We start from the raw sequence: 25,756 nt of genomic DNA, 5'->3' as shown, positions 1-25,756 counted from the left end.
TGTGAAGATTCGTCGTTAAGGAAACCTTTTCCACAGACATTCGTTATGCCTCCTCGTCGCCGTCCCCAGCAATCTGCACCGAGTTCGGTGGAGCATCATCTTCATCCGTCTCAGTTTGTCGATGCGTTTCTCTCGTATCTGCAGGCTGAATGCGGAATGTCGATGAACACGGTGAAGGCGTACAAGAATGACATCGAGCAGTTCGTCACCTGGATGAACAACTCGCATGTTGGGTCCGTCCTCGATGTCGACCTCAATGCCCTCTCGCAATTTCTGCAAGCACTTCACGAACGCAATCTGAAGCCAACGACCATCTCTCGCCGACTCGTCGCGATCAAGATGTTCTTCCGTTATCTCGTTCTGGAAGGAGTCGTCGCTGAGAGCACCGTTGACCTGATGTCTTCGCCGAAGCTCTGGCAATACCTTCCGACAGTCCTCAGCCCGGAAATGGTCGATCGGCTTCTCGACGCACCTTCGTGGGAAGACAGCTTTCCCAAACGCGACCGGGCCATTCTCACCGTTCTCTACGCGACCGGCTGTCGGGCATCCGAAGTTGCGGGGATGCAACTGCGAGACCTGAGACTCGAGGAAAACTACTGCCGCTGCCTCGGCAAGGGAAACAAAGAACGCATTGTCAATTTGAATCCGATCGCCCGCAAGGCGCTGGACGACTACCTCGACAAAGAGCGCCCGCAGCTGATCCGTCGACGCGATGCTGACGACCTGTTCGTCACCCGCACCGGACGGGGAGTAACACGGATAATGATCTGGCACGTCGTGAAGAAGTACGCGAAACGAATCGGGTGCAGCGACAAGATCAGCCCGCACACGCTTCGTCACAGCTTCGCAACTCACATGCTCGCTGGTGGAGCAGAGATTCGGGCACTTCAGGAAATGCTTGGCCATGCCAGCATCCGAACGACTCAAATCTACACCCAAGTGGAACACAGTCGTCTTAAGTCCATTCACACCAAGTGCCACCCACGCGGATAGAGCAAGTTGCTCCGTCCTGTGCACTCGCTTATGCGGTCTCACTCATCCGAGACTCGAGTTTGCTCGTGCGAGTCCGTGTAAACCATATTTGAGAACGTTCTCGCCAGATTTCGCGATGCTGACAGGGACACTTTCTGATTCGGGCCCTGAAGATTGAGAATCCACAGCCCCGCTCACCTTTTCAATTGCGGCTGACTCAATCATAATTGTTGATCTGTTCCACTGAAGATCATTTTGACCGACAGATTGACTCCCGGAGTTTCCATGCGAACACCTTCAATAGCTCTCTCTCTATTTGCATTCCCCATATTGCTCAGCACTGCAGTGATTGCAGGAGACTGGACAAACTGGCGTGGCCCCGGAATTGATGGGACCGTCGAGAGCGGGAATTACGCTGTCGAATGGTCCGACGACAAAAACCTCGCCTGGAGCATCAGCCTGCCGAGCCGAAGTGGTTCCACTCCAATCGTGCTGGGAGACAAGATCTTCGTCTCCTGTACGATCGACGAGAAAAACGGGCTGCTCTGCTTGAACCGCCAGGGTGAAACCGTTTGGCAACAAACGCTCGGGGAAGCCAAAGCTGGCAAACACAAGAAAGCCAGTGCCAGCAACCCCTCTCCTGTCACCGATGGAGAATATGTTTTCGTCTATTACAAGAACGGTGACTTCGCTGCTCTCAATCTGGAAGGAGAGATCATCTGGCAGAAAAACCTTCAAGCTGCCTACGGTGAAGACACTCTCTGGTGGGACCTTGGAACCTCGCCTGTTCTCACCAAGGACCATGTCGTCATCGCGTGCATGCAGAGTCCGCCCTCCCCTTCTTATCTCGCTGCATTTGACAAAGAGACTGGTGAGGAAGTCTGGAAAGTCGATCGTGAACTGGGTGCTCCTGAAGAAGCCGCTCAAAGCTACTCGACACCTGTCGTGACAGAATACGAGGGACAAGAGCAGATCGTGGTTCTCGGAGCCGACTTCGTTACCTGCCACTCTGCGCAAAACGGCAAAGAGCTGTGGCGTGTCGGAACATTGAACCCCGATCAGGAACGCTTCTTCCGCTCCATTGCATCGCCAGTGATCACCAACGGAATCGTCATCGCTCCATATGCTCGAGGAGCCACACTGACCGCAATCCGTATGGGTGGCAGCGGTAACGTGACACAATCACACGTCCTTTGGACGAAGAAAGACTTTTCGTCTGACGTCCCCACCCCAGCTGCGATCGACGGCAAAGTCTTTCTCTGTACAGACAAAGGGGAAGTCGGATGCATTGACGCGGAATCAGGCGAGGAACTCTGGAAGGTCGAAACTCCAAAGAATCGCCTCAAATTCAGTTCTTCCCCAATCCTCGCCGGCAACCGGTTGTATCTGGTCCGTGAGGATGCTGTGACGTTTGTCGTCGATACCGATCGCAAGAAGATCATCGCGACCAACGAACTTGGCAGTGACGAGTTCATCGTTTCGACGCCCGTCTTCACAGATGGTCAAATCCTGATTCGGACGTTCGATCATCTCTACTGCATCGGTGACGCGGCCAAGAAAGTGGTCAAAAACTGAGCGATTCGAAGACCCCGCCGGGAGTCGCAATCCGAAGAATTGTCAAAACCGGAAGAGGTTCTCTGCGATTTCCAGTCGACACAGAATGACTGTTCATTAACGTGATCCTGCGTTGCCTGTGAACCGTAGGTTGAGGCGAATCCATCACCCAACCTCGTTCACGGGCATCACACAATGGACACAGTCAAACCGTTAATCGCAATCGCTGGATTTATGTTGGCTCTCGCATTCATTCCACTTCGGAATGCGATGATGTCTCCGCCGGATGATTACTGGTTTCAAGCACGCGTCGTCGAGCAAGACGAACCCGTCCTCGTCAAGTTTGGTGCTGACTGGTGTCCGCCCTGTGTCGCCATGGACCCCGAACTTGCCCGGCTGAAATCCCGTTACTCAGGAAAGCTGCACGTCGTCAAAATCAATGTCGATGAAAAGCCGCATCTGGCCGAACATTATGGAGTTTCGGGGATTCCTCGCGTCATCCTCTTTGATCATGGTCGAGTCAAACGTTCACGAACAGGATACGCTTCCCAACAAGAATTGAGTGACTGGGTCGCCCCATACCTGTGACCAATCTACGAAGATCGCCAGTCTTCGAGCGTCGATTTCGAATGTGAAAAATGCCAACAACAGTTCATGGATTCGGAACGGCAATCTGCGACGCTCGGGGACACCTTTCTTGGCAGGACTCGACTTCGGGGAAGACGACAGACTTTGATGCTGTGGAATGCTTTTGCATCGCCTATCTTCCGGTGCTTCCACTGAAGGCCATTCACGTTTTCAGAAAGTCGTCGCCAGGACAATCTTTCAATTATTTACAACTCCCCATCCAGTGGTCTGCGGATCTCGTTATCTCTGCGTTTCTTCGCCGATGGGCTGTCATTCCGGCTCTGTGTGGCACCGGAGCCTTCCTCTTCCTCACGATGGAACTCTACGAGGGCCTTCGCAAATGGAATCAAGAGACGCTGACACTCCTCGCGATCAGTGCACTGATCGTTGTCATTTCCTGTCTCGTCTGGCCGCTTCTCAATTGGCTCGATCGAAGGAATCGTGCTCTTCGCACAGTTCTGGGTCCAAGTCCCTACGGCAGCAGCGACCCAGCGACCTGGACGACGGAACTTCTGGAAAAAATTGCCCCGCCCCATCAAATGTTCGCGACCGACAGCTATGATGAAGCGGTTGACCCACTCCTGCGCGAGCAGCAATTCGGACGCGCGATGTTGGCAGCCCGCCTGACAACAGCGATTGAGAATTCCATCCTCGGAGAAGAGATGACCGATCGAATCCTCAGAGATCCAGATGTCGTGAGAAGACTTCGAGTCGTTCAGGGAGACTCATCTCAATGGGCCAGAGAATTCGGGAGCGGACAGGTCAACAACAATCAAACAATTAACGAAACATGATGATTTCGAGCCCAGCACTTTATTGATGGCTCGGAAGACAGAAACTCTCGGAAGTTCCCAAGGCGACACGGATGACTCGCGCAGCAGCGAAACCTGATCAAGCACAGCATTATCGCAAACAGCTCGCGAAAGTTCTGCAGGATTATTGGGGATACGATTCCTTCCACGAGTTGCAGCTGCCCGCGATGCAATCGGTCCTGGCAGACCGTGACTCGCTGGTTGTGCTTCCAACCGGCGGAGGGAAGTCGCTCTGCTATCAAGCCCCAGCGATGTGCCGCGACGGAATGGCCATTGTCATTTCTCCATTGATCTCACTCATGAAAGATCAGGTCGATTCACTCAGAGAGAATGGGATTTCCGCTGCTTTTATCAACAGCACACTCACAGCTCAGGAAAAGTGGGAGATCGCCGATCAGATCAAAGGGGGAGAGATCAAACTGCTGTATCTCGCCCCAGAACGCATTCAGGCTCGCGGCCAACTAACGCGGTTGATTGAATCAGGAAACCCGTCGTTTGTCGCCGTCGACGAAGCCCATTGTGTCAGTCAGTGGGGACACGATTTCCGCCCTCACTATCGAGAACTGAGGTCGCTTCGCGAATGGTTTCCGGAAATCAGTTTTCATGGCTACACAGCCACAGCCACGAATCGGGTTCGCACCGACATCATTGAACAACTGGGTCTTCACGAACCAGAAGTTCTGATTGGCCATTTTGACCGACCGAATCTCTTCTATCGGATCGCCCAGCGAGACAATCTGCTGGAACAGGTTCAGGCGGTGATTGATAAATTCCCATCGAGGGCGGGAGTCATCTACTGCATCAGCCGCAAAGAAGTCGAACGTGTCACCGACCAGCTTCAGACTCTGGGGTATCGTGCTGCGGCCTATCATGCAGGCATGGACGATGTGGAACGGCAGGCAAATCAGGAAGCGTTCATCAAAGATGAAATTCAGATCATCGTCGCGACTGTCGCCTTCGGAATGGGGATCGACAAGCCTGACGTCCGCTTCGTGATCCATATTGGAATTCCGAAGACTCTTGAGAATTATCAACAGGAAACCGGTCGGGCTGGCCGTGACGGATTGAACTCGGAATGTCATCTCTTTTTCGGAGGCAACGACGCCCGAACCTGGAAACGCATCTTCAGCGACCAGCCGCCGAATCTGCAACAAGCCTCTCTGGAGTCGCTGCAGACAGTCGTCGATTTCTGCCATTCCCTCGACTGTCGACACCGAAGCCTGGTGCAACACTTCGGACAAGAACTACCCGAGGATTGCTCAACTGCCTGCGACCACTGCACAGACGGACGCGACTTCGAACCGGACTCGCTTCGCTACTCGCAGATGATTCTCTCGTCGATTTATCGGCAGGGAGAACAATACGCCACGAGCTATACGATTCGCGTGTTGCAGGGCCGGTCTGATGACCGTATTCGCCAAAATGCACATGATGAATTGACAACATTCGGACTTCTCCGGAACAAATCCCAAGAGACCATCAAAGCCTGGATTGGCCAGCTTGTCAGTCAGGGTTTTCTCGCAGCATCGGGAGAGTTCGGAATCCTGAAGATCACCGAGCGGGGCGGGAAATTGTTGAGAGGAGAAGTTGAGCCTCGACTCTCGAAGCCTGCACCAAAACGCTCTCAGTCTGCGTCTCGAAAGTCCCCATCTAAGCCAGCAGTACCAGCACATGCAGCGGACCTGTTCGAGGAACTCCGTATCCTTCGAACTCGCATCGCTCGCGAAAAATCTGTCGCTCCGTATCTCATCTTCGGGGATGCTGCTCTGCAGGACATGGCATTGAAGCTGCCGACGACCGAACAGGAATTTCTCGAAGTCTCAGGCGTTGGCACCAAGAAGTGCGAGCAATACGGTGAAGAGTTCTTGAACTTGATTCGCGACTCACTGGAACAGGCAAAGTCTTCTTCTGTTGCAACCGACGACTCCGATGACAGTCAAAAGTCCGAATCGCCTCGTCGACCGATTTCACAGGCGAGTTTGCGAGTCTTCCCGCTCTTCGATGAGGGGAAAACGATCGAGGAGGTTTGCGAGGAACTGGGTCGCCAACCATCGACTGTCGAGAAATACCTCATCGACTATCTACGCTCAAAAAAGACGACCGATGCCGCTCCCTGGGTGAGTCCCGAAATCATCAACACAGTCGAAGCTGCACTCGAGGAACTCAAGTCGCCCCGCTTGAAAGTTCTCTTCGAACACTTTGAAGAAGAGATCGACTACACGACGCTGCGAATCGTCGTCGAATGTTACCGCAACAAAATGTCGGATTGAGTTTGAACGAATGCCGATGTCCTTCTCGAATCGCTTCAAGTGATTGACGCGCGCCTTACTCGCGTAGCATTGCGAAACCAATTTGCAGAACGACCGTGCTGGCGGTCATTGTCCGGGAAAGATCCGATACGGTATCGTTTTCAGTCGGTGTTGGAATATCTGATTCAGGCTCAGCCCGTGAACAAGGCAGGCAACATGGCGAAAAAAGCAGCGAAATCCGAACAAGATGACATGGACTTCTCGATTGGGCTTCCAGCTTCGGGCAGTTCTGAAGTGATCACAGCTCGGAAAGCGGGCGGCATCAGCGACCTTCAGCTTTCGATTTCTCCGCGAACGACAAAGCCTGCCATCGCCCTCAGAAACCTCGCGAAAGCCATCAACGTTGCTTTGAAGATGGACTTCATTGAGACCGACCTGGACTGGGTTTACAAGGTGGCCCGCGTTCGCAAAGGCCAACTGCACATCATCCACAAAGACTACATCGGTCTCGGAGATGGAATTTTCGCCTCGTTCGGAAAAGCCATCCGCTCCTTCCGGTTAACACTCGCGGGCCCGGATGCTGCCTCACCGGAAGGGAAAGAGTGGATCACCAAACATGGAAAAGCTCCCCTCAGCGGAATGATCAGCCTGGTCGGCCGGAAACTCGACCTCCTCCAGGAATTCGAAGACATGGCTCCTCTCTACGTGCAGCAAACACTCGATCGCCTGGAAGCCAAAAGAATCATCAAGGATTGGCACCGAAATGAATGGCAGATCAAAACAACTGTCATCGGTCTCGACGTCATTCTAACTCCGCTGGCCGAAGACGAAGATGAAGAGTAGCCTGAATTGAGGCACCGTCCGAGAATCCATCAGGCGCGCAACGACAGCAAAACGATTGAGACGGTCTCGCTTGGAACTTCAGTCAATAAAAAAAGACGTGGCGAGCGTTGTTTCGCTCGCCACGTCGATCGTCAATCTGATCCACTTTCTCAGTGAACTCTTCGTTATTCCTCAGGAAGCAAAGTCGCTGGTGGAACGAACGAAGCAATGCGATGGAAGCCGGCATTCACTTGTGCTTCCATGTCAGAAACACTGGCTCCTCCGGGAACGATGATGTGATGGCCGCCGCCTATATGGGCGATGGCTTCCATCAGGTCACGGTCAGCATCGACCCCCACGCTCATCGTGTGAATCATGATCCCAGCCTGTTGAGCCTCATATGCGAGACGCAACACGTACCGCTTATGACCACTGTTGGTGGTGTAGTCCGCGCTTCCGTCGTTGTCGTAGTCCAGAAGCTGGTTCCAGCTCCAACCATACGGAAGACTTGTGCTCTCGCCGGAATCCATGGTGTTCGTATTTCCGTCGGTCATAAGCAGGATCGTTTTCTTCGACCCAGGCCGACTATACGTGTTCACCATCAGCGTTCCATCTTTCAACCCGCCACCCATGTTCGTGGAATTGGAGTAGTGGGACGCCTGCTTGTAACGCATCAAATCTTTAATCGAGAGGTAGTCATCTGTGATCGGCTCATCTCGAACATCCACATACGGGATGAGCGGATCAGGCTCATTCACCACCATTTCCATTCGGTGATTTGTGTCGTAGCTGACCATTCCGATGTGGTCGTCGAATCCGAGATCTGCGAGATAATCACAGAACAGGAAGTGCCCTTCTTTAATGGCGTGGAACGGATAGTGCCGGGTCTTCCAGAGATCCTTCGTTTCATCGTAACTTGAGTAGTACTTCAGAATGTAGTTGATCAGAGTGAGTCCGCCGTACTTTTCTCGATAGCCACGGTTTCTGAACTCTCCATAAGTTCGAACGTGGTCAATATATCCATTCCAGCTCCCAGCCTGATATGGATAGGACTGAGTGAGATTGAAGTAATCTTTCACAGCAGAGTCTGTGTCATCGAATCGGATGGTCACAGTTCCAGCTCCATCAGGAGCATCGAAGTAGTACCAGAACGAACGTCCATCAAGAAGTTCGAGATACATATAGTCAATCGGAGCGTCGGCTTCATACGTATAGTTGTATGGCCCGTAGCTTCCGTGACTTTCGTAGTCGTCTCCGCCGTTTGTGAATCCAACGTAGACTTCTCGGACTCGATACGGTGAGTTAATCGTGGCTGTCAAACGATCACCGGAAAACTCAACATCGACTCCCGATTCCGTGACAGTCACTGGGTCGGATTCTCCCGATGCGTTGAGCGTCACCCAGGCAGTCTCAATATCTCGGTTTCCGTTGATATTGACATCGTTTCCGCTGAGTCCCGTGAAGGTGTGGGAACTTCCATTTGTATAACGCACCTGCACCTGCTGAATATCTGCGCCACTTGTGACTCGGAGGTCATCGTACTGAAACTCGACAGAGGCAGTGATACCGTCTGAACTGTTTGTCACCGTCAGATACTCAGGAGTGAACGTGAGATTGCCGGTGTTGGGCATCTGCAGATCGGTCCAGACTTTCGAGAGGTTCGCGATGACCTCGGCATCCGCGAGGTGGTAGTTCGACTCATCATTGAAATAGCTATCGAAGTTCATCGAGCGGGAAAAGTCGTGAACCACAACAATGTCACGCGATTCAACATAGGCGATGGCATCTGTTCGGACGACAGCCCGTCGATCTCCGGTGACTCCGGAGAAGAAGAGCTGCAGCTTGCCGTCTGGTCTCTCAACATCGTCATTGTCGCGTCGAGCCACAACCTTCACGACATTCGAAGGAGAAGCGTTCCACTGAACACTGTACTTCCCGGTCAGGTCGTCGTACGTCCGCTTGCCGAATGTCACATCGGCATCGGGGTCAACAAACACTCCATTCAGTTGGGCAACACGCGCTGCTTCAAGACGTGCTTGGGCAAGTGCGTAGCCGGTCACATCCAGAGTATCGAGAGGTGCATTGTTAATGGCATTAGTAATCTCGAGAGACGCTGCCAACGCGGCGGCATCGACGGCATTCTGCATCCGTTGCTTGGTCAGGTTCAAGAACCCGATATCGACTGCCAGCGATACAATTGTCAAACACCCAACGAGCACCACTGCCGAGAGGATTAAAAACGCTCCTCTGCGCTCTCTTAACTCCTGAGATATGTACGCCATCCTTGACCACCATCTTTTCTGTTTCACTCTCATGAATTCACATCCTGGAACAAACTGGTAAGTGGATCCGCGACCTCATCGAGCAATGAGCCAACCGAATGAGAACCAAACAACGTTCCGAGTGATCCATCTCACGCGTATTGAAATTCAGCTCTCAAACTTTCGACTACTTCAATCCGAGTCGGAAAATGATTGACGAACGCAATGACTGTCCGTGCATAAATTTGAGGGGAAAACCGCTGACCTCCTGATAAGCGATGGTGATGCTGATATTGAAGTACTGCATGTAGTTGTCTGAGGAATCAAGATCGAACGTCTGCCCCTGATTGGGGCCTTCAGCATGCGTAATCGTGATTGCAGCGGCATCGCCATTGACCCCATTCGCTTTCAGCACGTTGCGAATGTCCAAAATGACTTTTTGGTTCGTCGTCATTCCCTGAGGAACAATTCCATTCCTGTGCATGGCTGCGAAACGACCCGCTTCGCGAACAGCCCCTGTCAGATTGGTGGAGACATCGAGCGCACGTCCCATCTCCATCACACCGAGAGCAATCGACATGAAAATCGGAGCGACGATTGCGAATTCAACCGCTGCCACCGCACGCCGATTTGACTGGCATGCCGATTTGAACCGTTTTAAAGAAATTCTCATTCGAATTACTCCTTACTCGTGACGCATCACAGATTGGCCGACCAAGACGACTCCCTTGACCCAAAACGGCGGCATAATGGCCACCTGGTCATAGGGAACAGTGACACGCACAACGAACAGCTCTCGGCGATCGAGATCGGTCAATTCAACTTGTTCAAGAGCGTCCGGATCAAACGTATCGAAGTCAAAATCCGGATCATCGAAGCAGTTCCCGTCGAGCACTTTCGTTGTGGCTTGAGCTGGGGAAATTGTTGAACTGAGAATGGTGTTCACTTTTGAAGCAACCTGAGCACTGGTGATGCCCTCCACTGCCCCGTATCGAGCTGAACGCTTCGCAGACGCATTCAGAATGTTGATGACCATATACACATGGCCGAACTCCACAATCGCTGCCAGAAAGACCGCGAAGAGCGAGCAGACGAGAGCAAATTCGACAAGTACCACCCCAGAGTTCCGTTCACTGCCAGCCCGATCCTTCCTCTCAGCCCGCCACTTGGTGAGGGATATCATATCTCTTCTCTTTCAACTTGCGCAATTCAATTGCATTTGCTTGCCCACACACTGCTGCAACTTAGATCACGCATTTTGCACGAGTTGCCGTTTTCTGCTCACAACGCAAATAAATCTCAGTATTGGGGAAATTGCTAAGAAAATTCGAATTCAGACGTCACTTCCGAAATCGTGAGAGCTTCCCACTTGAGCCTTCAGTTTGGAAAAAGCCGTTGATCGAGATCAACATGAAGCGATTTCGCCACATTGAGCGTCTGGTCGTCAGCTTTGTGATGACTGAACTGAAATTGAGGAACATGCCAGCCTCCGTAAATTCGGCCCGGTGAATTCACTCTGCGGCGAAATGAAGCACGTCAGTTCGTCACTCAAACTGCCAAAGTGCTCTGACTCATTACTTGCGCTTCAAGAAATGTCTCATTCTGCGTACTCTGGAGACCACTGCTGTTGACCACTCCGGATCCACAGGGACTCATGAACGAACTTCTCCAATACCTGTCGACGCTCTCGACACTCATCATCGCTCTGACCTGCGCGGTGCACTTGTTTGTGTTTCTGGTCTTGTGGATCTGGTCACGAAGAGATCTCAAAAAGATCGCCTCCGCGCTCTTTGATTTCACGAGAGGCATGAGTCACCAGAGCCTGCTGGATTCGACAGCTCATCTCTCGGACCAGATCGATGCGTTTCTTTCAGATGTGAACGAAGCTCTCGATGAAGATGACCGAAAAGCAGATCGCGGGATATTGCTTCAGAGAATGCGAGTTCTCGACGAAAAGCGCCGCTACCTGAATTCGATGATGTTCGAAACAGTCTACAACATGGCCCGCACCATGATTGAAGCGTATCCACTCGCAGGAGTCCTGGGGACGATTCTGGCGATCGGAGCGGCACTGCAGGCGAATCCCGGAGGGGCTGGCGAATCAACCGCGACGGTCGGACTGATTCTCGGCCGGTTCGGAGACGCTATCTGGTCGACCGCTGCCGGGCTGATCGCTGCGATGCTGTTGATGTTCATCAACAGTTGTCTCGAAACCCCATTTGGGAGGCTTTCTGAAAATCGCCGGCATGTCCGCGAGACAGTGGCAAGAGTGAAACGAGAACTGGCATTCGCTGAGCAAGCTGAGGAGATCGCATGACGACGACTCAGGGAGTGCGAAAAATGACGCTGCAGCTGACCCCGCTGCTCGACCTCCTGCTCATCGTCATCTTCGCTCAGTATATGGAGGTTCAGGAAACGCAAGTCGCTGTCGAACAGGAAGCGTCTGCAGCGCTGGTCGAACGTGATCAGGCAATTGCAGACTTGAATTCAGCGGAAACGGAACTTGCTGAATCAACTCAAAGACTCTCCGTGCTCCGCGGCGAGTTGAGCGATCAATCTCAACAACTCGCACTTGCCCAGGATCAACTCGAAACAACTCAACAGCAACAGAATGTTTTGACCGATCTTCTGGTCGAGCTGTTCGATATTCCGGAACAGGTGGTCGAACAGACCATCAACTCCACAAAACCACCTGCTGGCAGAACGACTTCCGAAGTTGAACGACTCAAAGAGAGATTTCGTCAGATTGCAGTGGAGCAGTCCGGCCGTGTCATCGAGCATCTTCTTTCATACGAAGAAATCCGAAAACGATGCGATGTCTGGGACATCCACGTCACGCCGGATAACTTTCTGACGATCTCCAGCGGCGATCAAATTCTGAAAATGCAGATCCCGATCGACATCTCGAAAGATTTCGTTCAGCAGGAGTTCATCGACAAGTTCATCGAAACCGCTCACACGCTGCCTGACCCCAAAGATCTCGTGATTATGATGCTCACTTACGATCGACGTTCTCAGCGCTGGGCCACCGAAGGTGTTCGCGATGCGCTCCCTCAAATTGTTCTCAGGATGAATTTCGAGAGCAGCAGCCGAACCCGATATGATTACGCCGATCTCGGATTCCGAATTGAATAGCTGACAAGTTTCCGGGTAACCTGAATTCAGACGCAATTTAATCAGGCGGGATGACATTCCGGTCTGTCGATCCAAGGAAACGAACGATGAAGAAACGTTACGCAGGCGGAATTGGTGTCATTCTCGTGCTCGGTTTTCTGCTGGGACAGCTGTGGAGAATCCCTGGACTGGGCACTCAATCTGATGAAGCGGGCGAAGTCGCCACGGAGAACTCCGACGACGATTCGACCATCGACTATTCCCAAGTTTCGGTCAGCAACGACCTGAGCAACTCGGTCTCTTCTCTCCCTTCTTCAGAAAATGCACCTGTCTCGCCGTTTATCACTGTGGCGATTCAGGCCGACAAATATCGACTCACCGATCCAGAAAACCCTCAAGATGGAGAAGTGATCTCGCTGGAAGAAGTTGTCGAGCTTGTGAAGAAAGCTTCCGGGAGCGAAGACGGGATTCGCCTTCGCGTCCTGTTCTATAAAAACGCTCAAGAAGGAGCCGTTGCCGATCTGCATGCAGCGATGGCTTCGGCGAACATCCCCCGGGAAGACATTCAGGAGATTTCCGATTTTGTCGATTGAGGAATCTAACCGCGCGTAGAGCGACTGGATGAACCACAACCTCCCTCGGCAACCTTCCCCAAGTTACCCGAACTGGACGACGAACGAACTTTTCGCTGCACTCGCGATCCAGCGATGAACGGTTTGAAGTTCTTATCGAATGATGCCGATTCTGCCGATGGACTCTGTTTTTCCAGATTCATCATGTGGTCCGTCTGGACTGCCCTCAAGCTAACCAAAGTGACAATCTCCATGCCGTCCCAATCACTTCACGAAGTCATTGAACAGCAACGACAGGAAATCGAAGGGTTGCGTCAACAACTGCTTCAATCTCAAAAAATGGGCTCGATCGGTGAACTTGCATCATCGATGACTCACGAATTCAATAACATCCTCACGACGATCATCAACTATTCCAAACTCGGGCTGCGCCAAAAGGATGATCAGGCACGTGAGAAAGCGTTCGACAGAATCCTAAACGCCAGTCAGCGAGCTGCCAAAATCACAACCGGTCTGCTGGCCTATTCTCGCTCGAGCGAAAGCCGCCGCGATCCACACAATCTTTCCAAACTCGTTCGCGATGTCATCATTCTCGTTGAGAAAGATCTCAAAGTTCACCGCATTCATCTGGACACCCAGTATCTCGCGGACCCCTACGCCAATGTGAACGCTGGCCAGGTCCAACAGGTGCTTCTCAACCTGATCGTGAATGCGCGACAAGCGATGGTTGCCGGGCGGACATTGACCATCAAGGTTTCTGAGTCGGTCGACGATCAGTATGCAGAGATTTCGATCAAGGATCAGGGCTCAGGAATTTCTCCTGACGTATTACCCCGGATCTTCGAACGTTTCTACACCACCAAATCTGCCGATGAGCATGGACAGGGTGGAACGGGATTGGGACTCTCTTTGTGCCGGGAAGTCATGGAAGCACACGGAGGTCGAATTCGTGTCGAAACCGCCGTCGGACATGGGACTCAATTCTCGCTGCGTTTTCCGACCGTTGCTCCCCCTGACTTCAGCTTGAAGTCGGCAGGGAAGCAAGAATCTTCCGAATCACCGACAGGGAGCCCGTCCGTTGCGGCCGCTTCTCTCTCGTAGCTCCTTCTGGCTGATCGGTTGCCTCATTCTCTGTTTCATCGTGCGAGTGGGGGTGGTCGTTTTTCGATCTGCGGAATTGTCGGACGATCCCGATTCGTACATTCAACTTGCTGAAGGACTGGCAGCAGGCAGAGGATTTTCGACTCCTGGAACAGATCAGGCGACCGCTTTCCGCCCACCGTTTTATCCGGTGTTGATCACACCGTTCGAACGTTTCGGAGGAGGTTGGGGACGAGGATTTCTCAACGTTCTCACTGCCGTGGGCGGTGTCTATTTCATTTGGAGAGCGAGCCAGAATCTCAATTTGAATCCGCTGGCCGGGCTATTTGCCTCTTTGGTTTTCGGATTCGATCCCCTGCTCGTTCGATATACATCGCTGTCGATGACCGAATCATTGACGGCATTCCTCGCAGCTACATTGATTGCTCGCCTCACGGATTTCACTGCGAGATCGTCCGCGTCGAATTTCCTCACCGGTCTTCTATTCGGAATCACCGTATTGACGCGTCCGACGTTTTGGGCCTTCGGAGGGTTAATCGCCTTGTGGTTGTGCGCAACCGAATTGAAATCTCGACTCTCGAAAAATCAACAACGCTCCGCGCGGTCGCTTCTCTTCGGCGGGCTTGGAATCTTACTGGTCGTCTCCCCATGGGTCGTTCGAAACTGGATCGCATTCGGACGTCCGGTGCTAATGACCACTCATGGAGGTTATACCGTTCTGCTTGGCAACAATGACGCTTTTTACGACGAAGTTGTGAATCAGCCGCTGGGAACAGTTTGGGATGGTCAACATGGTCCCGGTCAAGCTGTTTGGGCACACGAAGTCAATCAGGAAATGGACCGACTCGGACTTCGCACTGAAATCGAACGCGATCGCTGGATGTCTAAGAAGGCTCAGGAAACAATTCGCCGCAGGCCAACGGATTTCCTCAAGTCGTGCATGCTCCGGTTCCTCAGATTCTGGAACCTCGGACCGATGTCCCCAGCTGCGGAAGGCATCCCGTCCCCGCTTATGCGAACGATTCAAGTTTATTACGCAGTCCTCTGGACTCTCATGGCCGTCGGCATCCTTCGAATTTTTCTTTCCGGCTCCCAGACCTGGATCGCGTGGGGACCAGTTTTTTGCCTCGTCATCGCATTCACTTGCGTGCATCTGATCTACTGGAGCAATGCTCGAATGCGCGCCCCAGTCATGCCGGCAATCGCACTTCTCTCTGCGGCAGGAGTGGCAAGTTCGAAGTCTCTCCGATCAACGAAAACAGATCCTTCTCAAATCGATTCTGACTCATGCGAGGCGAGTCATTCTCAACTCAACTGAAGTGTTGTAGGCAGCATCCCGCCCAATCCTCAACAATTCACCGGCAGTTCCTGCGTTAAACTGGTGGTATTGTTCTAGTTATTCCACCTGAGAGCAATTTGCTGAATAGTCAATGGCTCCCGGATCGATCATGAGATTGACGGGCGTGTCTTCGGCTCAGTTGAGACGGTCTGTAGAGTTCCGGTGATTGTTCCTCATGGATGAGGTGAAGTGGTGTACGAAGAATTTTTTGGACTGGATAAACGACCTTTCAACAATATCCCCAATCCCGATCTCTATGTGGATCTGGAATCTTCGAAGAAGTCGCTGGATGAGTTGTTCAACTGCGTCATGCAGTCTCGCGGGATCGGAGTCCTCACCGCACCAGCAGGACTCGGAAAGACAATTCTCTGCAAGAAACTGGCCGAACTTGCAGCTTCGCGATTTCAGACGATTCTTCTCGGAACCGCAACGTTCTCGAACCGACTCGACCTGCTCCAGCACATCCTCTATGAGTTCGGCATTGAGTACGAAGGGCTCAACGAACACGAAGCTCGCCTGAAGATCATGGATGCTGCCCGCGCGATCTCGAATGAGGGACGGAATCTGCTGATCATTGTCGACGAAGCACACCTGCTTAATTCTCGTCTCTTCGAGGAACTCAGAGTTCTGGCGGACTATGCTCCAGACGGAGAGTCACTGATCCAACTCGTCTTGAGTGGTCAGTTCGAACTCGAAGAAAAACTCGTCCATCCTTCTTTGTCAGCTTTCAATCAACGCGTCGCTGTCCAAACGTGCTTGAAGCTCCTGTCGCTTGAAGAATCGATCACCTTCATTGTCGAGCGGCTCCGGATGTGTGGCGTCGCGACTCCTGGCGACGTTTTGGATGAGAGTGCCTTGGAGACCATCTGCCGTGCGAGTGATGGAAACCCGCGATGTCTCTGCCAACTCACCGATCACAGCCTGATTCTGGCATTCGCTGAGGAACTGAAGCCGTTCCAACAGGCCACTGTTCTGGCTGCGCTGGAAGATCTGAAAGAGCTTCCGCTTCACTGGAACGACGTCAGCAGTGACACCGATTCTGAACCAGAATCAACCGCGGATGCGACGCGAGAAACAGACCTCTTCCGATTGCCAGAACAATCTTCGGAAGAATTTACGTCCGCCGAATCTGACAATCAAAGCTTGGAGTCCGAACTGAGTGACTCTTTACTCGATGGCGAAGGCGATGAATCGATTGCGGAGACGACAGAGCCGTCGATCAATTTCAGCGAGACCGTCGAGTTCTCCGTTCTTGAAGTCGGAGCGGGGATTGAGTCGTCTTCCGAAACCTCACCCACGGCAGAGCAAGAAGAACAACCCGCTTGTGAACTTTCCGCTGAGCAGGACGAGCAGTCGATGATGATGGAAGAACTCATCCGAGATAAGTACGCGACTCTGGATGGACTGCAAGAGCGGGAAGAAATCGACCTCGACCACATTCTCGATTCGGAACACTATCCTCATCCGGTTGGCTATCGACATTCACTGACGTCTGCGAAGCGGTCATGTGTCGAACAGGCTGAGGTTGGTCAGGAAGATGAAATCCTGATCTCCGTTCAAGACCTCGGTCATGAAATTGCCGATGTCGTTCAGCGATCTCGTCGCTCACGTAAAAGTGATGCGAACTGGCACGGAGACACGTGGATCGAACTCGACGTCGTCCAACCCTCTCCTCTTCCGAGCGAATTCGACTCAGAGACAATAAACGACGTCAGCCCCGAGCGCGTCAGCTCAAGCGTCCCCGAACGCCAGCCAACTGCACCGCAAGAGTCGTCAAAGGTGAATCCGGAAAGCGGAAATTACCAGCCGCCACCTCGCTTTTCACGTTTGTTTGCACGTCTCAGCGAACGTCGTCGCCAGCTCAAGAATCGCCAGCAACATGACGTCTAGAGCAAGTTGCTCTTTCCGGTGCACTCGCTTGTGCTGTTTCAGTAGGTAAAAGGCTGTGTCTGCTCGTGCGAGAGAGCGCACACCAAATCGAAAGATGCTCTAATCTTCAAGCACCTTCGATCGAAATCCGATCGTGCGAATCCCGAGGAACTTGCCCTACCTGAAGTTTTTTCGAATGATAGAGGTTTGGATTCCTCAACGGTCGTCTTCATTCCTGGAAGCCGGTCATGAAGTGAAACAAAGTGCAAGTCCGTGAAGTTTGAAACCGAAAAGTCGCCAGCCCCGTACCTCAACCGCAAGGACCAGTATCGGTTAATGGGGCTGTGCGGCATGCTGCTTCTGATCGTCATTTCGATCGACTTCACATCCCGGGCTGAAAACTGGGCTTGGTTTTTCTCTGTCGGGCAAGATGCTGACGTCACCGACTTGAAAGAACTCGACCTGGAAGAGCTCGATTTTCGAATCGACGATCCCGATCAAACTCCGCTAGCGCAGGACGAGTTTCGCGTCCCTCAAGAAGCTGCCCCGGAGCCGGAAGCAGACAACATCCAACTCGATGTTTCACAAATTCCGAAAGAGCTTCTGGAAGAGGTGCAGGACCGACGCGTCGGGCTGTTAAGAACTGAAGAGCCCGCCATGGACGTTGTCCTCAAGCGAGTTCAGGTCCTCAGCGAGGAGGAACTGGAAGCTGCTGCCGTCGAGAACCCCGGATTCCGAGTTGTCTTTACCGACTCCGACATACATCGCGGGCAACTGATTCGCGTCGACGGAACGCTCTGGCGTCTTCAACGCTATCCCTATGGTGATCCCGCCACAGAAGATGACGATCTCTGGCAAGCCTGGCTCTTCACAGCCGATTCGGCGAACAATCCCTGGGTTGTCTTCCTGACTGAAAAACCGGAGTCGCTGAGTCCTGCTGAGCAAATCGATCAACCTGTAGCCGTCGTAGGCTACTTCTTCAAAAATTATGGTTACGCCACGGAACTCGGCCTGCATATCGCTCCTATGCTGATTGCAAAGACGATGAAACTGGTCGAAGTTCAGCAAGCTTCCGAAGACCAAGAGGACAATTTGGGCCGCTACATCTTTGGATTCTTGATAGCCATCGGCCTATTGTTCGGGATCATGATCTGGCGATTCACCGTGAGCGATCGTCGCTTTCAGTCTGGACGATTGGCCAAGATTGCAGAGTCCAGTCATGATGCCACGCCCGAATCCATCGCTGCTCTCGATTCGATTGAGACTCACGATCCGCATCAACTCAACATTTCAGGGAACGATCAAAACGATCGTAACGAAGAGACCACCCGCTGAAATTGGTCTCACAAAACGTTCTGTGTGTCCGATGGGCTGTCTTACAACACGTTTTCCTGGAAATGTTAAGAAATCGTTCGAGACATGCACGTTCTCCGATTTCTAGTGACCATTTTCACTAATCTGAGTTCGCAATCGGTCCGCTCAGAACTCTTTCAATCGATTGCCCACGTCGACGAGTGAGCTAAGATTGCCATTGAAGCATTGTTCTCAATTGTATTCATGGCTCGCGTGAGCAACTTGCTCGAGTGACTCAAATTCAGACAGGATCTCATGGACGCTCAGGTAATGACCTTTGTCCTGCTGCTCGTCGGATTCCTTCTTCTGGGACTGGAATTATTCCTTCCCTCTGGAGGAGTCATCGGAGTCATGTGTGCTGCCTCATTTTTAGGATCAGCGTATTTTGCGTACACAGCTTGGGCCACGTCGCATCCTCTCTATTGGAGGATCTATCTCTCGACGATGGTGATCCTCGCACCAATTACTCTCTACGGGATTTACTACCTCCTCACGCAGACGGCGTTTGGGAATCGCATTCTGCTCACCGCGCCAACCGAGGATGAAGTGACTCCCTACCAGGAAGAGCAAAACCGACTCCAAGAGCTTGTTGGAGAACGAGGGAAAGCCCTGAATCTGATGACACCCGGTGGGCTTGTAGAAGTCAACGGAGAGCGATTGCACGCAATCAGTGAAGACATGGTCATCGAGTCGGGACAATCGATTGAAGTGGTGGGGATTCGAGGAACTCGCGTCCTCGTGCGAATCGCAGACGCACTCCCTCCGCAAGATTCACGCATCACAAAGACTGATGAGGACTCCCCAGAATCCGATGACAGCCACGATCGTAACGTCGATCTTGAAACCGACCCTTTCGATCCCTTCTTGCCGCAGGAAGAAAGCTAACAAAAAAAGCATAACTCGTCCGACATGTTGAACGAGCCATGCTTTTGAAATTCATTGCTTGATGAAATCGCTCACGCCAACTCCATCATCGGGTCTTGTTTTTTTTCTTCGACTTTGTCTTCTTCGAAACTCGATTGGCAGCCTGAACGAACTCGTCGTCCAGGCGAACGAATTCAGTCGACCGAATGTCTTCGCGTCTGACTCGACCGTCGGCATCTTTCAAAAGGACGAATGGCAAGCAGACAGCTTCGACGGTCCATGGTCGTCCGCGTTCCCGTGAACGCCAGCGAATGCGAACCGGCTCGTTGGGTGAGTTGGTTTGCGAGTCGAGACACCAGAAGAATGAGGGAAACTCATACACCTGATTTAGAATCGCAACGACCAAACCACGCCGGAGATCTTCCGGAGCAACTCTCACTGCGACAGCAAAGTTCTCGTTGTTCAATGGCGTCGTGTTCATTCCGTTCGAGATCATCGTCTTCTCGTGTTTGCAGTAATTCGCGGAAGCAAACGCAGCATGTATCGAAAGAAGCGAGTTCAAGTGAGTACACGCCCGGCATGAAATGCGTGGAGCGTCGTCGGTCCGCAGCTTCGCCCAATTCGAACGCTCTCCGTTTCCTTCTCGATGTTCAGAGAATAAGAACGAACACGTTCGAGACCGAGTGGACACTCACGTCGCGATACAGGTTCACAAACGACGAAAAGAATTCAAACTCTCGAAGCTGGAAGGTCTAAAGACTCGAAGGATGTGAACGGAATCAGAATGGCGGCACAGAAGCAGCGACTTTTCAGACGTTCATCTGCGGCTGAATCGTTTCGCAATGTATCTTTAATAGAGCAGCTTTGAGGTCGTTAAACATCTGCTGGTCCGAAAACGTGCCGACAATTGCTCCGCCCGATCCTGCGAACTTCGCACTGGCTCCCACTCCACGAGCTGTCTCGATCATCAGCCGTTGAGAAGGCGAGATTGAACAAATGCTTGCTCGTGTATCGAAGTTTCGATCAATCAGTTCATGGAGCTGCGCAGTGTCACCTTTTTCGATAGCACTCTTTGCCTGCACAGTGAGGTTGGCAAACGTTTCCATAGCTTGCAAAACGTCAGGATCTCCAGCCTGATAACGCGCTCGCAGCGGATTGTGAACGACATAGGTCGGTTCACCAGCTTCCAAACTGAAGGCCACGTACACGTTCTTGAGATTCTCTGACGAGAGGCCTTCGTATCGGCCGCACTCCATTCCGTCTTCAACAGTCATGACATCAGTCGCAAAATCCATCGACACGAGGCCTTCATAGATCTGAACGACTCGGTCCTGTAAGCCTGCGGCGATTCCAAGCTCTCTTGTTTCGACGCTCAACGCTAATGAAGGTTGCACATGTTGCGGAACGTCGATGTTGTAGAACTCCATCAACGCTCGAAGCGTGGCTACGATAATTGCGCTCGACCCAGCCATTCCGACTGCACGGGGAATTGTCGTTGAATATCGAATTGAGAAATTTCGATCGTGAAGCTCGAGTTGTTTCTCATCACAGTATTCGTAAAACCGCTTGATCGTCGCTTTGATCAATCGGACTCCGCCGTAGTAGCCATGAAGTCGAACGTCATCGAAGAGATCCTTGATCGACCGAAAGCTGGACTGATCGTCCACGGATTGAACGATCTCCACTTTTGGCCAGTCGTAGAGTGTCACTTCGGCGAAGAACTGACGGATGGTGAAGGCAATCGTTTTTCCGTGATATCCGTCCGACGGGTTCCCGATCAATCCGGCCCGGGCATACGCACGTTTGCGAATAATCTCCATTACGAAACTCCTTCTTCCGAATCGAGTTTCTCTCGAAGATATGTGCGCAACCCGTCTCCGAACTGAGGATCGGAGAGAGAGAAATCGACAAACGCACGGAAGTAGCTTTCGAAGTTCCCGATATCAAAGCGTGGTTCAGTGGAAGGCAGCCGAATTCCAATCCCCTTCCCTCCTTCGCGGAGCACTCGCTGCATCGCATCGGTTAACTGAATTTCGCCACCTTTGCCGCGATCAGTTTGTTCGAGAGCTTCGAAAATCGCGGGGCTGAAGACGTATCGAGCTGCCACTGCCAGGTTACTTGGAGCTTCATCAACCGCTGGTTTTTCGATGAGACTGTCCAGTTCGAAGATGTCGTTTGTGATTGGACCGCGAGGTTTCGCGATTCCGTAATGGACGACTTCACGCGGATCAGTCAGTTCTTCGAACGCGACAACAACGTCAGCTTGCGAGCGTTCGTACTCTTCGATCATGCGCTCGACGATTCGCGACTTGGCGTGCATGCCGATAATCGAGTCACCGAGAGCGACAACAAACGGCTGCCGACCGACGAACGGTTCACCGATCAGAACAGCATGGCCCAAACCAAGCTGTTCGCGTTGACGGGTGTAGGCGTATTGAACCTGGTTGCGTTCGAAGGCAAGTTCAGCGAGATGCTCTTCTTTTCCCGATTCGCGGAGATGCTTCACGAGTTGATGGTTCACGTCGAAGAAATCTTCGATCGATGACTTTCCGTAACCGGTGATGAAGAGGATCCGTTTAATGCCCGATTCTTTTAACTCTTCGACGACATATTGGACGACGGGACGACGGCCGACCGGCAGCATTTCTTTCGGTTGACTCTTCGTCGCTGGCAACAGTCGTGTTCCCAGTCCGGCAACGGGAACAATCGCGAGATCAAGTGGCATCTGAAACTTCCTCCTGAACGTCCTGAGCTAGGTGCTCATCCTTGTGCACTCACTTGTCCGGTTTGAATCAATCAAGTTCCGTGTCTGCGTGTGCGATCCATAAAATTCGATTCGAAACTCTCATCACAGTGTTCATTCCACACTGTTTACATCCGTGTTACTTCGAAGACTCTTCATTCAACGTCGCCAACAATCCGACGATTGAGCGAACCATGGCACCGGTTCCGCCAGCGTCGCGACTTGCACATTCTTTCTCAGAATAGGCTGCGCCGGCAATATCGAGATGCACCCAGGGAACGTCATCGACGAATTTCTCGAGAAACTTTGCCGCTGTAATCGCTCCGCCCCAGCGTGTTCCGACGTTTTTGCAGTCTGCGAAGTCTGACTTCAGCTGATCCGCGTAGAAGTCGTACATTGGAAGTTGCCAGATCAGCTCATCCGAAGCACGGGCTGCCTGCACGACTTGATCACACCACTCCTGACGATTCGTAAATGCTCCGGTCACTTCCTCACCCAAGGCAATCACGCAGGCTCCGGTCAGCGTGGCGAAGTCAATGAGACGATCGGCTTTATGATCGACGGCATATGAGAGAGCATCCGCGAGAACAAGTCGGCCTTCCGCATCGGTATTGTGGACTTCGATCGTCGTCCCGTTTCTCGCTGTCAGGACTTCACCGAGTTTGTAGGCTGAAGGTCCGGTCATGTTTTCGACCAAACCGATCACCGCGAGAATGTTGACCGGCAATTCCAGTTTGGCACAGGCATGGACGATTCCGAGCACCGTAGCTGCTCCCGCCATGTCCGCCTTCATCGAGATCATGCTCGCCGACGGTTTCAAAGACAGGCCGCCACTGTCGAACGTGACTCCCTTTCCGACCAGTCCGATCGTTGGTGAATCCTTTCCAGCCCCTCGATATTCGAGAACGACAACACGCGGCGGGCGGGAACTTCCTCGAGCGACCGCCATCAATGCTCCCATCTTTTCGTTCTCGATGAGATGTTCGTCCAGGATCTTTCCGGTCACCCCGTGTGAAACAACAGCGTCGACAGCGCGAGCGGCGAATGTTTCCGGATAAATGTCGTTTGGATGTCGATTGACGAGTTCGCGTGTCAGATTGATCGACTCGCCAAGAATTCTTCCACGCTGGATGGCAACTTCGCTTGACGGGGAATTCGGAATACCGAGCAAGTGGACTTCAGTCAGCTCAAAACGATCTCGTTCTTTTCGATAAATCGCTTGCGACGCACAGGCAGTCGTCACGCATTCAGCAAACCGCTCGAGCGGTACAGTTTCTCCAAATTTCACGATGAGTTCCGAAGGAATTGCCACCACGACGGACTGCTTTTCTTTTGAGGCAACTTTTCGAAGAACTCCTGAAAGGACCTGGCAGGTTTTGGAGAGGTCCGGTGAGGACTCGTCCCCGTAATTAACGATCAAGAGCCGATCAGCCTCGATCGACGGGACATCATGGAGAGTGAGAGATTCTCCGCGCTTGCTCGGCCAGTCGTCGCGGGTCGCCAATCGAGACAGTTGGCCACCGAGGAGTTCATCCAACTCCATAAGTTCCGGGCTCAGCGACTCGCCCTCAAAACACCCAACGATCAGCCAACCGGCAGCAAATTCGGCAGGAGACGCTTCAACGACGTGAAACTTCATGATGGCGGCAACACACTAATAAGAATTGATGGATAGGGCTTACAAAAGTCTAGTTGTAGCATATTCGACTCATGCCGCCACTTGGCAGCAGACTGAGCGTCACTTACGATCCGGGAAATCTGAAACTGCTCGAAAGATCCCAAAAACAGAGTCTGTGAAATGGCGAAGAAATCAATTGCTGACGTCGATGTTTCCGGCAAGAAAGTCCTGATGCGTGTCGACTTCAATGTGCCGCTCGACGATGCGTCAAATATCACGGATGATCGACGAATCCGAATGGCTCTGCCTTCAATCGAGTCAGTTCTCGATCGCGGTGGAAGCCTGATTCTGATGAGCCACCTGGGACGCCCGAAGGGACAGGTCAAACTCGAAGACAGCCTCAAGCCAGCTGCTGAGAAACTGGCCGAACTACTGAATCGCGACGTCGCTTTCGCGTCCGATACCGTCGGTGCAGATGCACAGGCGAAAGTCGCTGCCCTGGAACCGGGTGGAATTGTGGTTCTCGAGAACGTTCGCTTTGCCAGCGAAGAGGAACTCAAGGACGAAGCAGAATCAACAACTGATGAACAGCGAGCAGCGAAGAAAGCCTTCGCTGAGAAACTCGGTTCGTTCGCAGATATCTATTGCAATGACGCATTCGGAACCTGCCATCGAGCTCACGCGAGCATGTACACCGTTCCACTGCTGATGGAAGGCAAGCCAAAGACCGTCGGTTTCCTCGTGCAGAAAGAGATCCAGTATCTCAACGATGCAATTTCCTCACCAGAACGCCCATTCATCGCGATTCTCGGTGGAGCCAAAGTCTCTGACAAAATCAAAGTCATCAAGAACCTTTTGAGCGTTTGCGACAAGGTTCTGATCGGCGGAGCGATGGCTTACACGTTCTCGCTCGCTCAAGGTGGCAAAGTCGGGCAAAGCCTCGTTGAGAAAGACAAAGTCGATCTCGCCCTCGAGTTGATCAAAGAAGGCGGCGACAAACTGGTTCTTCCGATCGACACCCACTGCGGAGACGAGTTCAAGAACCCGGACTGCAACAAAGTGGTTGTCTCCGCCGGCGAAATTCCTGACGACTACGAAGGTTTCGACATCGGACCCGAAACGGCCAAGATGTACGCAGACATCGTGAAATCGGCAGCGACGATCGTCTGGAACGGTCCGATGGGAGTCTTCGAAGTTCCTCCGTTCGATGCGGGAACGAAGACCGTCGCTGAGGCGATTGCCGAGTCCGATTCCATCAGCATCATTGGTGGAGGCGATAGCGCAGCTGCGATCCAGCAGTTCGGACTTGCCGATCAGGTGTCGCACGTCAGCACAGGCGGCGGAGCGAGCCTTGAAATGCTTGAAGGCAAGACTTTCGAAGCTTTGCAGGTCATCGACGAAGCCTAAAGCTTCTTCATCCCCGGTTCGCCGCGAATTGCACTCATCTGGACGTGGTCCAGTCCTGCTGTGCAACGGATGCCATCCATTTTGAGAGCTCCCACGACTGTCGAGACCCCGTGGCATTTTGTGAAAACCCGGTGAAGAATTTCTTCAAGAACTCTATGTTCGCAGCTTGGCGGCGGGTGAATGCTCGCCGCTGCTGTCGGGTGGAATCGCGAGATTTCCTGAATTCATATGTTGGTTTCAACTTATGGAAGCAGTATGATCTTTGTCAGGATGTGACTGCTCTTGTGGGTCTCCTATCGTCCTAAGTGCAAAGGATGTGAGGCTGCTTACAGTCTTTCCGAGAGTTTTGGCAAACACTCTCATAACCGAAGACGTTCAATAATTCAATCACGTAATCGATAGCAGTCGATGTTCTGCGTCGTTGTAAACGATTACCCCGCCCCACTTCCTAGCCATTCCATGGACTTTGACCTCAGGAG

General features: G+C 52.4%; 22 protein-coding genes. 15 read left to right on the top strand and 7 right to left on the bottom strand.

Translation table 11 applies throughout. The features are described 5' to 3' along the window. Window positions 1-45: 45 nt before the first annotated feature. From xerD to AB1L42_RS07695, 6 genes are all read left to right on the top strand, one after another. The gene (gene xerD, locus AB1L42_RS07720) at window positions 46-993 is read left to right on the top strand and encodes a site-specific tyrosine recombinase XerD (protein WP_367053117.1); all 948 of its coding nucleotides are present in this window, start codon (window positions 46-48) and stop codon (window positions 991-993) included. 264 nt (window positions 994-1,257) lie between these two features. Beyond that, complete coding sequence (locus AB1L42_RS07715; protein WP_367053116.1) at window positions 1,258-2,547, top strand: PQQ-binding-like beta-propeller repeat protein; 1,290 nt, start codon at window positions 1,258-1,260, stop codon at window positions 2,545-2,547. A gap of 174 nt (window positions 2,548-2,721) precedes the next feature. After that, entirely contained in the window at window positions 2,722-3,114 is a 393-nt protein-coding gene (locus AB1L42_RS07710) for a thioredoxin family protein (protein WP_367053115.1), read from the top strand. A 50-nt stretch (window positions 3,115-3,164) separates the two neighbouring features. After that, entirely contained in the window at window positions 3,165-3,947 is a 783-nt protein-coding gene (locus AB1L42_RS07705; protein WP_367053114.1) for a hypothetical protein, read from the top strand. Window positions 3,948-4,018: 71 nt separating this feature from the next. Next, window positions 4,019-6,235, top strand: coding sequence for a DNA helicase RecQ (gene recQ / locus AB1L42_RS07700; protein ID WP_367053113.1), 2,217 nt, complete (start codon window positions 4,019-4,021; stop codon window positions 6,233-6,235). Window positions 6,236-6,430: 195 nt separating this feature from the next. Next, window positions 6,431-7,057 carry a hypothetical protein gene (locus AB1L42_RS07695; protein ID WP_367053111.1) on the top strand — a complete coding sequence of 209 codons (627 nt, stop codon included), beginning with the start codon at window positions 6,431-6,433 and terminating at the stop codon, window positions 7,055-7,057. A 164-nt stretch (window positions 7,058-7,221) separates the two neighbouring features. Here the strand turns inward: AB1L42_RS07695 and AB1L42_RS07690 are convergent, their stop codons facing one another. The 3 genes from AB1L42_RS07690 to AB1L42_RS07680 form a co-directional block, all read right to left on the bottom strand. Then, window positions 7,222-9,318: a vWA domain-containing protein gene (locus AB1L42_RS07690; RefSeq protein WP_367053109.1), complete on the bottom strand. Its 2,097-nt coding sequence runs from the start codon at window positions 9,316-9,318 to the stop codon at window positions 7,222-7,224. A 166-nt stretch (window positions 9,319-9,484) separates the two neighbouring features. Next, the gene (locus AB1L42_RS07685) at window positions 9,485-9,970 is read right to left on the bottom strand and encodes a TadE/TadG family type IV pilus assembly protein (protein WP_367053107.1); all 486 of its coding nucleotides are present in this window, start codon (window positions 9,968-9,970) and stop codon (window positions 9,485-9,487) included. Between the two features lie 12 nt (window positions 9,971-9,982). After that, complete coding sequence (locus AB1L42_RS07680; RefSeq protein ID WP_367053105.1) at window positions 9,983-10,480, bottom strand: TadE/TadG family type IV pilus assembly protein; 498 nt, start codon at window positions 10,478-10,480, stop codon at window positions 9,983-9,985. Window positions 10,481-10,951: 471 nt separating this feature from the next. On the opposite strand from AB1L42_RS07680, the gene AB1L42_RS07675 reads away from it, so the two are divergent. The 8 genes from AB1L42_RS07675 to AB1L42_RS07640 all read left to right on the top strand — a co-directional run bounded on the left by AB1L42_RS07675 (window position 10,952) and on the right by AB1L42_RS07640 (window position 19,530). After that, complete coding sequence (locus AB1L42_RS07675; protein ID WP_146510681.1) at window positions 10,952-11,614, top strand: MotA/TolQ/ExbB proton channel family protein; 663 nt, start codon at window positions 10,952-10,954, stop codon at window positions 11,612-11,614. After that, complete coding sequence (locus AB1L42_RS07670; protein ID WP_367053102.1) at window positions 11,611-12,432, top strand: hypothetical protein; 822 nt, start codon at window positions 11,611-11,613, stop codon at window positions 12,430-12,432. The genes AB1L42_RS07675 and AB1L42_RS07670 overlap by 4 nt, the downstream gene beginning before the upstream one ends. A gap of 86 nt (window positions 12,433-12,518) precedes the next feature. Next, a complete protein-coding gene (locus tag AB1L42_RS07665; protein ID WP_367053100.1) occupies window positions 12,519-13,004 on the top strand; it encodes a hypothetical protein in 486 nt (161 codons plus the stop codon). A 183-nt stretch (window positions 13,005-13,187) separates the two neighbouring features. Further along, a complete protein-coding gene (locus AB1L42_RS07660) occupies window positions 13,188-14,084 on the top strand; it encodes a HAMP domain-containing sensor histidine kinase (protein ID WP_367053098.1) in 897 nt (298 codons plus the stop codon). Then, a complete protein-coding gene (locus AB1L42_RS07655) occupies window positions 14,062-15,402 on the top strand; it encodes a glycosyltransferase family 39 protein (protein ID WP_367053096.1) in 1,341 nt (446 codons plus the stop codon). The genes AB1L42_RS07660 and AB1L42_RS07655 overlap by 23 nt, the downstream gene beginning before the upstream one ends. Before the next feature lie 213 nt (window positions 15,403-15,615). Continuing rightward, complete coding sequence (locus AB1L42_RS07650; RefSeq protein ID WP_367053093.1) at window positions 15,616-17,313, top strand: AAA family ATPase; 1,698 nt, start codon at window positions 15,616-15,618, stop codon at window positions 17,311-17,313. A 252-nt stretch (window positions 17,314-17,565) separates the two neighbouring features. Beyond that, on the top strand, window positions 17,566-18,627 hold the full coding sequence (locus AB1L42_RS07645; protein ID WP_367053091.1) for a hypothetical protein: 1,062 nt from the start codon (window positions 17,566-17,568) through the stop codon (window positions 18,625-18,627). A gap of 273 nt (window positions 18,628-18,900) precedes the next feature. Continuing rightward, the gene (locus tag AB1L42_RS07640) at window positions 18,901-19,530 is read left to right on the top strand and encodes an NfeD family protein (RefSeq protein ID WP_367053089.1); all 630 of its coding nucleotides are present in this window, start codon (window positions 18,901-18,903) and stop codon (window positions 19,528-19,530) included. Window positions 19,531-19,615: 85 nt separating this feature from the next. Here AB1L42_RS07640 and AB1L42_RS07635 read toward each other — a convergent pair whose 3' ends face one another. From AB1L42_RS07635 to AB1L42_RS07620, 4 genes are all read right to left on the bottom strand, one after another. Beyond that, a complete protein-coding gene (locus tag AB1L42_RS07635; RefSeq protein ID WP_367053087.1) occupies window positions 19,616-19,990 on the bottom strand; it encodes a hypothetical protein in 375 nt (124 codons plus the stop codon). 328 nt (window positions 19,991-20,318) lie between these two features. Next, window positions 20,319-21,329 (bottom strand): GHMP kinase, encoded by a 1,011-nt coding sequence (locus tag AB1L42_RS07630; RefSeq protein ID WP_367053085.1) that lies wholly within the window; start codon window positions 21,327-21,329, stop codon window positions 20,319-20,321. Continuing rightward, window positions 21,329-22,234, bottom strand: a complete 906-nt coding sequence (locus AB1L42_RS07625; RefSeq protein WP_367053083.1) for a UTP--glucose-1-phosphate uridylyltransferase — start codon at window positions 22,232-22,234, stop codon at window positions 21,329-21,331. The genes AB1L42_RS07630 and AB1L42_RS07625 overlap by 1 nt, the downstream gene beginning before the upstream one ends. 157 nt (window positions 22,235-22,391) lie before the next feature. Continuing rightward, window positions 22,392-23,891: a leucyl aminopeptidase gene (locus tag AB1L42_RS07620; protein WP_367053081.1), complete on the bottom strand. Its 1,500-nt coding sequence runs from the start codon at window positions 23,889-23,891 to the stop codon at window positions 22,392-22,394. A gap of 159 nt (window positions 23,892-24,050) precedes the next feature. On the opposite strand from AB1L42_RS07620, the gene AB1L42_RS07615 reads away from it, so the two are divergent. Continuing rightward, on the top strand, window positions 24,051-25,277 hold the full coding sequence (locus tag AB1L42_RS07615; RefSeq protein WP_367053079.1) for a phosphoglycerate kinase: 1,227 nt from the start codon (window positions 24,051-24,053) through the stop codon (window positions 25,275-25,277). Window positions 25,278-25,756: the final 479 nt, after the last annotated feature.

This window comes from Thalassoglobus sp. JC818 (assembly GCF_040717535.1).
In the GTDB taxonomy this organism is placed as follows: domain Bacteria; phylum Planctomycetota; class Planctomycetia; order Planctomycetales; family Planctomycetaceae; genus Thalassoglobus.
Note: the sequence above shows the minus strand (reverse complement) of the source record. Positions and strands in the feature narration are given on the sequence as shown.

What these genes read in the sequence shown, in the direction of transcription:
- AB1L42_RS07630 (WP_367053085.1), bottom strand. Translation starts at nt 21,329, where the DNA reads ATGGAGATTATTCGCAAACGTGCGTATGCCCGGGCCGGATTGATCGGG.
- AB1L42_RS07685 (WP_367053107.1), bottom strand. Translation starts at nt 9,970, where the DNA reads ATGAGAATTTCTTTAAAACGGTTCAAATCGGCATGCCAGTCAAATCGG.
- AB1L42_RS07715 (WP_367053116.1), top strand. Translation starts at nt 1,258, where the DNA reads ATGCGAACACCTTCAATAGCTCTCTCTCTATTTGCATTCCCCATATTG.
- recQ (WP_367053113.1), top strand. Translation starts at nt 4,019, where the DNA reads ATGACTCGCGCAGCAGCGAAACCTGATCAAGCACAGCATTATCGCAAA.
- AB1L42_RS07690 (WP_367053109.1), bottom strand. Translation starts at nt 9,318, where the DNA reads ATGGCGTACATATCTCAGGAGTTAAGAGAGCGCAGAGGAGCGTTTTTA.
- AB1L42_RS07695 (WP_367053111.1), top strand. Translation starts at nt 6,431, where the DNA reads ATGGCGAAAAAAGCAGCGAAATCCGAACAAGATGACATGGACTTCTCG.
- AB1L42_RS07635 (WP_367053087.1), bottom strand. Translation starts at nt 19,990, where the DNA reads ATGAACACGACGCCATTGAACAACGAGAACTTTGCTGTCGCAGTGAGA.
- AB1L42_RS07625 (WP_367053083.1), bottom strand. Translation starts at nt 22,234, where the DNA reads ATGCCACTTGATCTCGCGATTGTTCCCGTTGCCGGACTGGGAACACGA.
- AB1L42_RS07620 (WP_367053081.1), bottom strand. Translation starts at nt 23,891, where the DNA reads ATGAAGTTTCACGTCGTTGAAGCGTCTCCTGCCGAATTTGCTGCCGGT.
- AB1L42_RS07710 (WP_367053115.1), top strand. Translation starts at nt 2,722, where the DNA reads ATGGACACAGTCAAACCGTTAATCGCAATCGCTGGATTTATGTTGGCT.
- AB1L42_RS07615 (WP_367053079.1), top strand. Translation starts at nt 24,051, where the DNA reads ATGGCGAAGAAATCAATTGCTGACGTCGATGTTTCCGGCAAGAAAGTC.
- AB1L42_RS07660 (WP_367053098.1), top strand. Translation starts at nt 13,188, where the DNA reads ATGTGGTCCGTCTGGACTGCCCTCAAGCTAACCAAAGTGACAATCTCC.
- AB1L42_RS07670 (WP_367053102.1), top strand. Translation starts at nt 11,611, where the DNA reads ATGACGACGACTCAGGGAGTGCGAAAAATGACGCTGCAGCTGACCCCG.
- AB1L42_RS07665 (WP_367053100.1), top strand. Translation starts at nt 12,519, where the DNA reads ATGAAGAAACGTTACGCAGGCGGAATTGGTGTCATTCTCGTGCTCGGT.
- xerD (WP_367053117.1), top strand. Translation starts at nt 46, where the DNA reads ATGCCTCCTCGTCGCCGTCCCCAGCAATCTGCACCGAGTTCGGTGGAG.
- AB1L42_RS07705 (WP_367053114.1), top strand. Translation starts at nt 3,165, where the DNA reads ATGCCAACAACAGTTCATGGATTCGGAACGGCAATCTGCGACGCTCGG.
- AB1L42_RS07675 (WP_146510681.1), top strand. Translation starts at nt 10,952, where the DNA reads ATGAACGAACTTCTCCAATACCTGTCGACGCTCTCGACACTCATCATC.
- AB1L42_RS07680 (WP_367053105.1), bottom strand. Translation starts at nt 10,480, where the DNA reads ATGATATCCCTCACCAAGTGGCGGGCTGAGAGGAAGGATCGGGCTGGC.
- AB1L42_RS07640 (WP_367053089.1), top strand. Translation starts at nt 18,901, where the DNA reads ATGGACGCTCAGGTAATGACCTTTGTCCTGCTGCTCGTCGGATTCCTT.